The sequence below is a fragment of the Nonomuraea sp. C10 genome, assembly GCF_008017515.1.
Classification (GTDB): Bacteria; Actinomycetota; Actinomycetes; order Streptosporangiales; family Streptosporangiaceae; genus Nonomuraea; species Nonomuraea ferruginea.
This window is the reverse complement of the sequence record NZ_VPFF01000001.1, coordinates 1971378-1982799: the sequence shown is the minus strand read 5'-3', so window position 1 is coordinate 1982799 and position 11422 is coordinate 1971378. Positions and strand designations below refer to the sequence as shown.

10 protein-coding genes are annotated in these 11422 nt (G+C 67.1%); 4 read left to right on the top strand and 6 right to left on the bottom strand.

The features are described from left to right. Nucleotides 1–36 precede the first annotated feature (36 nt). The gene (locus FR742_RS08890; protein WP_148030508.1) at nt 37–522 is read right to left on the bottom strand and encodes a glutathione peroxidase; all 486 of its coding nucleotides are present in this window, start codon (nt 520–522) and stop codon (nt 37–39) included. Nucleotides 523–710: 188 nt separating this feature from the next. Here FR742_RS08890 and FR742_RS08885 point away from each other — a divergent pair, with 188 nt between their 5' ends. Continuing rightward, nucleotides 711–1124 carry a transglycosylase SLT domain-containing protein gene (locus FR742_RS08885; protein ID WP_308248950.1) on the top strand — a complete coding sequence of 138 codons (414 nt, stop codon included), beginning with the start codon at nt 711–713 and terminating at the stop codon, nt 1122–1124. Nucleotides 1125–1465: 341 nt separating this feature from the next. Next, nucleotides 1466–1942: a transglycosylase SLT domain-containing protein gene (locus tag FR742_RS46370; protein ID WP_315970602.1), complete on the top strand. Its 477-nt coding sequence runs from the start codon at nt 1466–1468 to the stop codon at nt 1940–1942. Nucleotides 1943–1967: 25 nt separating this feature from the next. Here FR742_RS46370 and FR742_RS08875 read toward each other — a convergent pair whose 3' ends face one another. Then, on the bottom strand, nt 1968–2615 hold the full coding sequence (locus FR742_RS08875) for a TetR/AcrR family transcriptional regulator C-terminal domain-containing protein (RefSeq protein ID WP_148030507.1): 648 nt from the start codon (nt 2613–2615) through the stop codon (nt 1968–1970). Between the two features lie 83 nt (nt 2616–2698). On the opposite strand from FR742_RS08875, the gene FR742_RS08870 reads away from it, so the two are divergent. Beyond that, on the top strand, nt 2699–3814 hold the full coding sequence (locus FR742_RS08870; protein WP_148030506.1) for a ferritin-like domain-containing protein: 1116 nt from the start codon (nt 2699–2701) through the stop codon (nt 3812–3814). Nucleotides 3815–3851: 37 nt separating this feature from the next. On the opposite strand, the gene FR742_RS08865 is transcribed toward FR742_RS08870, so the two are convergent. The 4 genes from FR742_RS08865 to fxsA form a co-directional block, all read right to left on the bottom strand. Further along, on the bottom strand, nt 3852–5771 hold the full coding sequence (locus FR742_RS08865; RefSeq protein WP_148030505.1) for a tetratricopeptide repeat protein: 1920 nt from the start codon (nt 5769–5771) through the stop codon (nt 3852–3854). 162 nt (nt 5772–5933) lie between these two features. Continuing rightward, complete coding sequence (locus FR742_RS08860) at nt 5934–8003, bottom strand: tetratricopeptide repeat protein (RefSeq protein ID WP_148030504.1); 2070 nt, start codon at nt 8001–8003, stop codon at nt 5934–5936. After that, nucleotides 7996–8388 carry a hypothetical protein gene (locus FR742_RS08855; RefSeq protein ID WP_148030503.1) on the bottom strand — a complete coding sequence of 131 codons (393 nt, stop codon included), beginning with the start codon at nt 8386–8388 and terminating at the stop codon, nt 7996–7998. The genes FR742_RS08860 and FR742_RS08855 overlap by 8 nt, the downstream gene beginning before the upstream one ends. A 205-nt stretch (nt 8389–8593) precedes the next feature. Next, the gene (gene fxsA, locus FR742_RS08850; RefSeq protein WP_148030502.1) at nt 8594–8743 is read right to left on the bottom strand and encodes an FxSxx-COOH cyclophane-containing RiPP peptide; all 150 of its coding nucleotides are present in this window, start codon (nt 8741–8743) and stop codon (nt 8594–8596) included. Between the two features lie 143 nt (nt 8744–8886). Between fxsA and fxsT the strand changes: the two genes are divergently transcribed. Continuing rightward, entirely contained in the window at nt 8887–11415 is a 2529-nt protein-coding gene (gene fxsT / locus FR742_RS08845; RefSeq protein WP_148030501.1) for an FxSxx-COOH system tetratricopeptide repeat protein, read from the top strand. The last annotated feature ends 7 nt before the right edge of the window (nt 11416–11422 follow it).

The following is an 11422-nucleotide window of genomic DNA, read 5'->3' as shown; positions in this document are numbered from 1 at the left end:
CCCAGGGATTTCCCTAGGGCGCCTCCTCCCGAGCGGTCAGAGGACCTTCTCGATGGCGGCCAGGACCGCCGGGTCCGTCGGCACGGTGCGGGGGCGGAAGCGGGCCACCACCCGGCCGTCGCGGTCGACGAGGAACTTCTCGAAGTTCCACTGCACGTCGCCGCTCTCGCCCTCGGCGTCCGGCGCCTGCACGAGCCGCTCGTACAGGGCGTGACGGTCGGGGCCGTTCACGTCGGCCTTGGCCAGCAGCGGGAAGTCGACCCCGTACGTGGTCGAGCAGAACTCCTGGATCTCCTCGGCGCTCCCCGGCTCCTGCCCCATGAACTGGTTGCACGGCATGCCGACCACGGTGAACCCGCGCGGGCCGTACTCCTGGTGGAGCTTGACGAGGTCGGTGTACTGCGGGGTGAGCCCGCACTTGGAGGCCACGTTGACGATGAGCAGGGCCTTGTCGCCGGCCACGCCGGCGAGGGTGGTGGGTTCGTCCGTCAGGGTGCGGACCGGGATCTCTCGAACGTTCATGGTCCGACCTTACGAGATGCCTGTCAGCCCCAAAACGTGACCTAATCCACATTTATCCCCCGAAGGCCCAGCAACAGGCATATATCGAGATCTTTACTGACGATCTACATTTCCATGGTCAATTCGCAGTAAAGGTGACAAGTCCGGCAGGGTGGCGCGGTCCCCGATTCCTGCGAAAGGGAACCCGAATGCCCATGCTCCGCCGTACCAGCGTCCTGCTCATGAGCGCCTCGCTCATGGTTGCGGGCGGCGCCACGGCCGCACAGGCGCAGAGCTCCCAGACGAGTGCGACCAGCACGAGCAGCAAGAACAAGTCCATGGCCAAGAAGATGGTGAACAAGCGCGGCTGGGCCGCCACCCAGTTCAGATGCCTGGTCAAGCTCTGGGAACGCGAGAGCGGCTGGAACCACCGGGCCGGCAACCGCTACTCCGGCGCCTACGGCATCCCCCAGGCGCTGCCCGCCGGCAAGATGGCCTCGCACGGGAGCGACTGGCGCACCAACCCCAGGACACAGATCGCCTGGGGCCTGAGCTACATCAAGAAGAGGTACGGCACGCCGTGTCGCGCCTGGGGCCACTTCCAATCCCACCACTGGTACTGATCCAAACCTCAGGCTTGCGCGAGTTTCGCGGAAAGCGCCGGCCATCGAGGCGCCGGGCCGATCAATCCGGGCCCAACGAGAGCGCCCTTTATCCGCATCGATCCCGCAAACACCTGTCCTTGGCGTGTCCCGGGTTCTGACCCTGCGCGGTCGCGCGTACTAGAAACCGGCTCAGAGGACATGTCGTGGAGCCCTCCGGGCCGTCCGGTGAGAAGCCGGGCGGATCAAGGATCCCGGAGGGCCGCGCGGACCCTTCTCGTCCGAGCCACGGACGCGGACCGGCAGGGGCGCCGGGGAAGCGAGAGCGCCCGTCCGCACGCGACCCGACCGCGAGGATCGACTTGAACAGCAAGCGCACGCTACGCAGCACGATCGTGACCCTGGCCGCGCTCACCGCCGCACTCGGCGGGATGGAGGTCGCGGCCACGGCCGAGACGGAGGGCGCCGACGACGCGCCCATGGTGGTCCGTACGTGGCGGACCAGCGCGGAACCGCGCGTCCCTGCCCACCGTCCGAGAAGCACCAGCAAGCGTTTCGCCCTCGACCAGGTGGTGCGCAGGTCATGGGGCCTGCGCGAGTTCCACTGCCTGGACAACCTGTGGACCAGGGAGAGCGGCTGGAACCACCGCGCCGTGAACCGTTCGTCCGGCGCCTACGGCATCCCGCAGGCACTGCCCGGCGGCAAGATGCGGGGAGCGGGCAAGGACTGGCGGCACAACCCGAGGACCCAGATCCGCTGGGGCCTGTCCTACATCAAGGGGAGGTACGGCAAGCCGTGCGGCGCCTGGGGGCACTTCAGGTCGCACAACTGGTACTAGCCGGACGCCGGAGGGCATCCGCGGGTCACCGGGTGCCCTCCCTCCTCGCCGGGTGCACCGCGATCGCCTGGACGAACAGCTCCACCCCGAACGCGAACTCCGCCTCGTGGTCGCAGGAGCCCAGCAGCTCGGACAGCGCGCTCACCTCGGGGAACAGCTCGGGATCCACCTCCTCGGGGTCGATCGTCGAGCTGCGGCCGGGGGCGAAGGCAGGCGTCACGCCGACCTCGCGCAGCAGCGAGCCGACGATGAACGCGATGAACAGCCGCAGCACCCGCACCGCGTCGGCGCCGTCGAACCCGGCGCTGCGCAGCGTGGCCAGGGCCCGCTCGACGGGCAGCAGCCCGGCGTGGCTGTGGAGCTGGCGGCTGACGACGAGCATGGTGCAGCGCGGGTAGTGGTGGGCGATCTGGCGGAAGGCGCGCGCCTGCATGCGCACCCGGTCGGCCCAGTGGGCCTCCGGGTCGTCGGTGAACTCGATCTCGCTGAGCACGCTCTCGGCCACGCCGTCGAGCAGGGCGCCCTTGTTGGGCACGTGGTTGTAGAGCGACATCACGCCGACCCCCAGCTCGGAGGCGATGCGCCGCATGGAGACGGCGTCGGCGCCCTCGCGCTCGATCAGCTCGACCGCGGCGGCGACGATCCGGGCCCGGGACAGCGGCTGGGTGGTCACACTGCATTCTATTGACGCGCGTACAGCGTACGTGCAAGCCTCCAAGGAACGTACGGTGTACGTCACCCCCCTCCGGAGGTCCGATGTCGACCCACGAGCTCTACACCATCCCCGCAGGCCTGGCCACGTGGAACGTGGAAATGGCCGGAACCACGAAGTTCACCTGGGAGTACGACGACGGCAGGGACCGCATGCTGGCCTTGTACCAGAAGGGCAAGGACAAGCAGTGGGACTCCACCAAGCGGATCGACTGGGACCTCGAAGTCGATCCGTACGACATCCTCGGCATCCCCGACCAGACCATCGCCATCTACGGCACCCCGCTGTGGGAGCGGATGGACGACAAGCAGCGCAAGGACGTGCGGCTGCACAACGCGTCCTGGCAGTTCTCCCAGTTCCTGCACGGTGAGCAGGGTGCGATGATCTGCTCGGCCAAGATCGTGGAATCGGTGCCTGACCTCGACTCCAAGTTCTACGCGGCCACCCAGACGATGGACGAGGCGCGCCACGCCGAGACCTACGCCCGCTTCCTCCAGGAGAAGGTCGGCCTCGCCTACCCGATCAACCCGTACCTGAAGTCCCTGCTGGACTCGACGCTGAGCGACTCCCGCTGGGACATGCCCTACCTGGGGATGCAGGTGCTGATCGAAGGTCTCGCCCTCGCGGCCTTCGGCGTGATGCGCGACATCACCACCAAGCCGCTGCCCAAGCAGATCCTCGCCTACGTCATGCAGGACGAGGCCCGGCACGTCGCCTTCGGCCGGATGGCGCTGCGCGACTACTACCGGCAGCTGTCGGAGGCCGAGCTGCGCGAGCGCGAGGACTTCGTCATCGAGGGCTGCTACCTCATGCGCGACCGCCTGCGCGGCCGGGAGACCTGGGAGAACCTCGGCCTGAGCAGGGCCGAGGTGGACGAGGCCATGGTCGCGGTGGACCAGTCGGAGTACCTCCGGCTGTTCCGGTCCCTGCTGTTCAGCCGCATCGTGCCGTGCGTCAAGGACATCGGGCTGTGGAGCCCGCGGCTGCAGCAGGCGTACGCGGACATGGGCGTGCTGGAGATGGCCGGCCAGTCACTGGAGGCGCTGATGAAGCAGGACGAGGAGATCGCCGACAAACTGGACGAAGCCCGCTTCGCGGAGGAGGAGGCCGAACGGCACGCCGAGGTGTCGCAGACCATCGCCATGGGCTCCGACGGCTGACCCCTCCAGGTGCTCTCCGCGTCGGTCCGGTCCGGCGTCAGGTAGCGATGAGGAGTTCGGCCTGGGCGGTCAACCGTGGTGGGAGCGGCTTGCGGCTCGCACTCTGCTGGGCGCGCCGGGCCAGACGAGCCGCTTCCAAGTCCTGCCCGGCTTTCTTCATGACGCGTGCGGTCCGCAGCAGGGTTGTGGCGTCGCTGTCCGCGTCCAGTCGTGGCAGCGCCCGGACCGCCGCGACCACGTCCCCGCTCAGCGCCAGGGCGAGCGCGTAGGCGGCGCGTGTCGAGGCCAGCTCATGAGGCCGGACCCGATCGAGATCGCGCAGCGCGGACTGAGGCGCGATGTCCGAGAGGATCTCGCCCCGGACCCGCAGCGCCTCGGCCGGGTTGTTCCCGGAGCGGAGCGCCGCGTCCAGCATGTCGACCGCGCCGCTTTCGTGCCCGATGTACCACAACGCCCAAGCCAGCTCCGTCAGGATCACGGGTTCCGGACTCCGCTTCACCGCCGCCCGCAGTTCCCTGATCGCTTCCTGGTAGGCGCCTTGATCGACCAGGATCCGGCCGATGGCGGCCAGAAAGGTGGCGACGATACGGTCGGTGCCGCGCATCGTGGCGTACATCATCGCCGCCTCGCGATAGTGCGCGATAGCCCCGTCGAAGTCATCCAGCAGGTAGGCGGCATCTCCGGCCAAGGACTCGGCACGAGCCCGTGATCTGCCGTCGGCGGAGTTCCGGAGAGCCCTCTCCGCCTGCTTCGCGGCGAACTCGAACCAGCCGCGCTGCAACGCGGCTTCGATGGTCGAAACGTGGTTGGGCGGTTCCGGCTGCTGCCGCCCGAACGAGGTGCTCAAGAAGGGTCCTACGAGGCGTGCGGGCATCTCGTAGCGCCCTTTCTCCCCGCGGCGCAGGATTCGGCCTCGTGTCAGCGCCTGCGCGACCCGGGGAGGAAGGTCCTCGCCATCCGTCCCGTTCGTCACGATCGGGCGCAGCAAGGCGACCAGCTGGTCCACATCCCCGTCCAGCAGGTCCCGCGCCACCTCCTGGATGGTCCGGTCGCAGTGGTCGGCCAGCACCTTGTCCACGTCCACCAGGTCGGCGTCCCCGATGGGGGTGTCCTTCTCGTTCGTGGACTTCCAGAGTGCCTCGCAGACCAGTTGCAGGTGAGCCGGTTCCACCGTGGTGGAGCGGTCGGCCCGCAACTCGTCGACGAGCTTCTCGGCCACCCCTGGAGCGAGTTCCCGGCCGCAGCTCACGAGTGGCCGTCGGCATGCCTCCAGTGCCGCGTCCACGGCGAAGGGCTCCAGCCGGATGAACGACTCAGAGGTCATGTGCGTGCGCATCCCCTCATGGCGCTGCAGCGGCTCGAGGTGCTCATCGGCGATGACGATGAGGAGGTGGAGCGGGGGATCGCCGCTGAGCGCGTCGCTCAACTGGTCGAGAAGGTGGATGTGGCCGTCAGGATGCCGGCGGTGGGCGGTGAAGAGTTCCTCGGCGTGGTCGAAGACGGCCATGACCGTTCCGCCGTCCGGGTTCCAGTGATGCCAGCGCAGGTAGGTGCTGATCGTGAGGCCGGAGAGCCGGAGAGGGTGCTCGTGCGGCGACCATGACGACATCAGCGCGAAGGCGTGTGGGTCGCTGTCGTCGAGGATGGCGGCAGCCGGTAAGACGGAGGGCCGCCGCACACTTCCCAAGGGCAGTACGTCGGAACCTGCGAGAAGAGGCAGCACACCGGCCGTCACCAGCGACGTCTTGCCCACGCCCGAAGGGCCGTGCAGGATCGTCACCCGGTGATTCCGCCACAGGTGCGCGAGAGCGGCGGCCTCGGCCTCGCGGCCGAAGAATCTCGTCGCGTCCTCCCGGCGATAGGCACTCAGGCCGACGTACGGCTCGAAGCCGCTGCCGCTGGAAGGCATTGCCACACCCGCCCGCAGATGTAATCGCACCAGTACGTCGTTCGTCATCACCGCTCATGACGAAGATCCCGCACCCGAGTTGCAGGGAGTTGCGGTGACTCAACCATACTTGGCCGGAGCACGCGAGTTGCGAAACGCGCAACCAGAAAGAGCACTCAGGCCGCATCCGATCGCCGGCCCGCGGCGGCCTCGGAGTCCCCTTACAGGTGATCACGGAATGTTGCCTTCATTCAAACCGGACAGTGCCCGAAGCGTGAGCCGGGTGTGGGGATGGTCGCTGCCCAGGACTTGCTGTTGCTGCTTCAGCAGTTGGCGGAAAAGGCGTTCGGCTTCGGCCCGGTCTCCCTGCTGCACCAACACCCTGGCGATCTCATAACGCGTGGCCAATGTCGCCGGATGCTGGGGTTCCAGCCATGCCTCTTGGTCCCGGAGCAGATCCCGGAAGCGATTCTCGGCCTCGGCGAAATCCCCCCGGCCCGCCAAGGTCCGTGCGATCTCGTACCGCGTGGCCAGTGTACGCTCGTCATCGGCGCCCAACGCCGACTCCTGGTCCCGCAGCAACTCCTGGAGAAGATTCTCGGCCTCGGCGAACCTCTTCTGCTCCGCCACCACCACCGCGAGATCAGCCCGTATCTCCAGTGATTCCATGCTGTTGCCGTCCGACGCCGTGGACAACAACTCACGATAGATGCGATCGGCCTCGGCCAATCTGTTGACGAACTGGTACGCGCCTGCCTGTACGCGCCGCAACGGCCGCGTGACAGGGTGATCAGAACCGAGACGGGTCAGGCGTTTCAGCGCGGCCTCCGAAATCTTCACAGAGGCGTTGTACGAACCGGCCCACAGCAGCATCGTCGCGGTGACGCATGCGGTGCAGACCAGGTTCGCCAAGACGGGTTCACGAACCAGTGGGCCGGCGGCGTTCAGCATTTCTTCAAGATGGGCCCACCATTTCTGCCAGGCCGGCCAATGCGCGGGCTTGTCCACCTGTAAATCCGCGGTCGCGTGTATCAGCAGTTCGGTGGCGGCGGATACGGCACGGTCGGTTTCCACGTGGTCGAGATCCTCACGGACCGTCTCGGCGACCAGCGGATGCACCATCACCCCGGCGATCGCCTCCGCCGTCGCGCCTTCTGCCGCGGGCAGCGAGGTCTGGATCAGCCCCACCGAGAGCAGGGCTTCCAGCCCTGCCACCACGCCGGCCGGATCAGGACTGTCACAGGCCCGGCCGAGTATCTCGTGATCCAAACCGCTGACCGGGATGGGAACGGCGGGCGCGAACCAGGCCAGCACCCGCAACAGCCCTCGTGCCTGCCCCACGCCCGCGGCGTCCAGCTGAGCCAGCGACAGTTCCCATGTCCGGCCCACCACGGCGCGATCGTCCACGTCGCCTGCCGTGCCGCCCAGCACGGCTGTTCCCTTGGACTCCAGGACCTGTTGGTAGCCGGAGAAGGATTGCCGCTGGGCGAACGGGGACGCCAGCTGCGATCCGGCGTGATGCAACGCGAGTGCGAGACCGCCCAGCCGCTCTGCCAGTGCTTCGGCCTCGGTGATGTCGCCGGCCCAGGGAACCAGGTCCACCAGCACCTGGCCGCCCTGCTCTTTGCTCAGCCAACCCACGGGATGGAGCTCGGCCCCACGGCCCCAGTGCCGCGGATCGCCGTCGCGCGTGCTGACCACCACCAGCCCGGACCTCGACCCGCGCACCCACCCGTTGCCGTCGCGCACCGTGCGACCGGCTGTCTCCAGCTCCGCGACGTCGTCGGCGTCGTCGATCACGAGCAGCCAGTCGCGATGGCGTTCCAACGCCTGCCACAGCACGTCGCATGCGGCCAAGCGGCCGGTACGCGCCGCGTCCACCTGCGCGTCGTCGGCTCCCAGCGCCTGCGCCAGCACCAGCAGCGAGTCGGACAGGGCCGCCGCGTCCACCGCCGAGGCCCACCAGACTGGCCGGCGGGCCTGTACCGCTATATCGGCCAATTGCAGGGCCACGGTGGATTTGCCCGTGCCGCCCAGCCCCGCCAGCACGTGCACCCGGCCGTCCGGCGCCCCCAGCAACGTCCTCAGCTGCTCCAGCAGAGGTTCGCGACCCCGTACACGCTTCGGCAGGCGCCCCAGCGGAGGCCACAGCACTCCGTGCCCACCCGGGACCACCGGCGTGCCCTCGTCGGCGGAGCGGTACGTGATGTGCAGGTCACGGCCGGCACTCAGCGCATCCCGCAGTGCGGCGATACCTTGCCGCACTCTGGTTTCATCTGCTGGGAAAGGCTCGTCAGTCATCTGGCGACGGCTTCGCGTCAGGACGCTGCTGCACGGTCATGTCCCGACCTGCCGTATACGCGTCCCGGCCGGCGCGCACGTTCTGCACGACCTTCCCGGAGGAAGCAGTCTGCCGAGCCCATTCGGCCATTTCATCGGCGAACGCCCGATCGCGCTCGGCATACCAGCGCAATGCCTCGGCCAGTTCATGAAGCGCGCTTTCGTCCTCAGGTGTCGCCACGGCACGCTCCAGCGCGTCCGCCGACCGCGGGTCCCCGCCGAAAACGATGCGAATGCGTTCCCGGATCTTCGCCACCAGGCTCAGTGCCGCGCTTTCTCCCAGCCCTTGGACCGCCCCGGTCCCCGCGACCAGAGCCACCGCACTTGCCATCGCCGCCACATCCACCTGCGCCCGCCCCTCCCCGCATCGATCGAACCAAATCTACAGATAAAGAGGCAATGGGCCGGACGAACGGCGGGAGATACACTACATACCTTTTTGTTCTCGCATTCTCGCACGACCTCTTAAATGATCCAGGCACCCACGGCACTGGTTATCGCAGGCAACAGCCGACCTCGCCGGACGGAAAGTTCGGTGATGACGGCAGGAATCAGACCGATGATTGGAAGCTGGCCACGATGACACCCTCATCGGCCAGTCGCTCCAAAACCCTGTTCAGAGCCGGTATGTCGAGCCCTTTCAACGCCTCCAGATCGATATCACTGACATCGATCAAGCCCGTCCCGTGCGTGTCAGCCATGCCGCCCCCTCTTGCCCGATTACGGCTGCCCTTAACTTCCAAAACCGTCGTCCCGGCTATGGCACCTCACTTAGAGTGTGTGACCGCCCATCGCCAAAAGCAATCATCCGAGAGAAAATCGGGCTGACAGGAGGTGTCGGTTCATGGATCAGAAGACGGCTCCAGAGGCGTCACACCAGGTACCGGCGATCTGGGGGAAGAAGATTCCGGGCCGGAACAAACACTTCACCGGCCGGGAGAATCTCCTCGACCAGTTACGCACGAGCATCATCTCCACCGCCAAGGCGGCAGTCGTGCCTCAGGCGTTGCAAGGACTGGGCGGCGTCGGGAAGACACAACTGGCGATCGAATACGTGTGGCGTTACCGCAGTTTCTACGACCTGGTCTGGTGGGTGCCGGCGGACCAGCCGATGCTCGTCCCCAGCACGATCGCGGCCCTCGCCGACCACCTCCGATTGCGCCCGGCCAACAGCGTCGGCATCGAAGAGGCCGCCGCGTCCGTCCGTGACGCGCTGCAGCGCGGCGACCCGATCGACCGGTGGCTGCTCATATTCGACAACGCGGACGAGCCGGAGGAGATCCGCGACTTCATCCCCGAAGGCGGGCCCGGGCATGTGCTGATCACGTCGCGGAACAGCCGGTGGAGCGGTGTGGCAGAAACCGTCCCCGTGGACGTCTTCTCCACCGAGGAGAGCGTGGAGTTCCTCCGCAAGCGGCTGCAGAAGGACGTTCCGCAGAAGGAGGCGGAGCACCTGGCGAGTGAGCTCGGTGACCTTCCTCTGGCCCTGGAGCAGGCCGCGGCCCTTCAAATAATGACCGGGTTGTCCACCGAGGAGTACATCGAGCAGCTCGCCCTACAGACGAGGGAACTACTGAACCTCGGCAAGTCGACCGAATACCCGCTGTCGATGACGGCCGCCTGGCAGCTCTCAGTCAACGAGATCGAGAACCGGCTGCCCGAAGCAGCCATGGTGCTGCGCTGCCTGGCCTTCTTCGGGCCGGATCCGATCCCGCGCGCCGTCTTCCGCCGGGGAAGCAAGAGCGGTGTCAAGCGCATGGCGCCCATACTGGCGAATCCCGTCCTGGCCGCGAAAGCGTTCGGCGAGCTCAACCGGTTCGCCCTGGTGAAGATCGAGCAAGAGGCGGGGACCGTTCAGGTGCACCGCCTCGTCCAGGCCCTCCTGCGGGACTCGCTGGTGGAGCCGGAACGTGAGGAGATTCGGCACGAGGTTCATCTGCTGCTCGCGGGGGGCGCCCCTGCCGACCCCGAGGACACCGTCAACTGGCCCGACTTCGCCGATCTGGTCCCTCATGTACGCCCGGCGGGCGTCGCTCGATGCGCCGATCGCCAGGTGCAGCGATTCGCTATCGACGTCATTCGTTACCTGCACCGGGTGGCGAACTACTCCTCGGCGAAGAACTTCGCCGAGGAGTTCCGCGCGCACTGGACGGCCGCCCACGGGAAGAAGGACGAGAACGTCCTGCGGCTCTGCCGGCATCTGGGCAATGTCCTGTGGCAGATGGGAGCGTTCTCCGAGTCGCGAGCGCTGAACGAGGAAACGTTCCCCTGCATGCGCGAGGTTTTCGGCGAGGAGAACGAGGAGACGCTGCGCATCCGGCTCACCGTGGCCGCGGACCTCCGGGCCAAGGGGATGTTCAGGGAGGCGTTCGAACAGGACACCGAATCGCTGGACCTGCACACCCGGGTCTTCGGCGCTGTCGCCCCCGCCACCTTGCGGGTGCTGAACAACCTGGCACTCGACAACGTCCTGCTGAGCCGGTTCGACACCGCCCTGGATCTCGCGCAACTGGTCTTCATCGAGCAGAGCAGCGCCAGGGACGGGATCCGCATATGGGAACTGCAGAGTTCCTGGAACGGACTGGCGCGCACGGTCAGGTTGCTCGGCGACCATGCGCAGGCCTGCGACGTCGGAGAGGAAGCGTACGCCCATGGGATCAGCCAGTTGGGCATCGAGCATCCACTCACTCTCATGACCGCCCGTGACCTGTCCATCGCCCGCCGCCGGATGGGTGATGTCGAAGGCGCTCTGGAGCTCGTCGAGGAGACCTTCACCAGGATGGATAAGCTCTTCGGCCCGGACAGCCCGGAAACCATGGCCACACAGGTCGCGTTCAGCAGGGCCTTGCATCAGGCCGGACGCTCCGAAGAGGCGATGGCGCTCGCCCGGCAGGCCCTCCCCCGCTATCGCAGGATCTACGGCGACCAGCACCCGTTCACCAACGGCTGCCTGATGAATCTCGCGCTGCTCTACCAGCTCCGCGGGGATGTCATCCAGGCGAAGGAGATGGACCGGCAGGCGTACGAGAGCTTGCTCGACAGGCTGGGGCCCAATCACGGCTACGTGTTCGGCGCCACCCTCAACCTCGCCAGTGATCTGGCCGCCCTGGACGACGTCGCCGGCGCACGCGAGCTGGGCGAGGACCTCTTGGCCCAGATGCGCGCGTTCTACGGCCCCGACAACTTGCTCACGCTGGCCGCCGCCGTCAACCTCGCGCTCGACCTTCAGGCCGATGGGAAACCGGAACAGGCGGAGACCCTGTATACGGACACGATGCGACGCTACGCGAGGTACGACCTGGGCCACCCCGAGAGAATCCACGCCGAGAGCAAGAAGCGCTTCAACTGGGACTTCGACCCCATCAGCCTCTGACGACCGA

What these genes read in the sequence shown, in the direction of transcription:
- FR742_RS08890 (WP_148030508.1), bottom strand. Translation starts at nt 522, where the DNA reads ATGAACGTTCGAGAGATCCCGGTCCGCACCCTGACGGACGAACCCACC.
- FR742_RS08885 (WP_308248950.1), top strand. Translation starts at nt 711, where the DNA reads ATGCCCATGCTCCGCCGTACCAGCGTCCTGCTCATGAGCGCCTCGCTC.
- FR742_RS08870 (WP_148030506.1), top strand. Translation starts at nt 2,699, where the DNA reads ATGTCGACCCACGAGCTCTACACCATCCCCGCAGGCCTGGCCACGTGG.
- FR742_RS08865 (WP_148030505.1), bottom strand. Translation starts at nt 5,771, where the DNA reads ATGACGAACGACGTACTGGTGCGATTACATCTGCGGGCGGGTGTGGCA.
- FR742_RS08860 (WP_148030504.1), bottom strand. Translation starts at nt 8,003, where the DNA reads ATGACTGACGAGCCTTTCCCAGCAGATGAAACCAGAGTGCGGCAAGGT.
- fxsA (WP_148030502.1), bottom strand. Translation starts at nt 8,743, where the DNA reads ATGGCTGACACGCACGGGACGGGCTTGATCGATGTCAGTGATATCGAT.
- fxsT (WP_148030501.1), top strand. Translation starts at nt 8,887, where the DNA reads ATGGATCAGAAGACGGCTCCAGAGGCGTCACACCAGGTACCGGCGATC.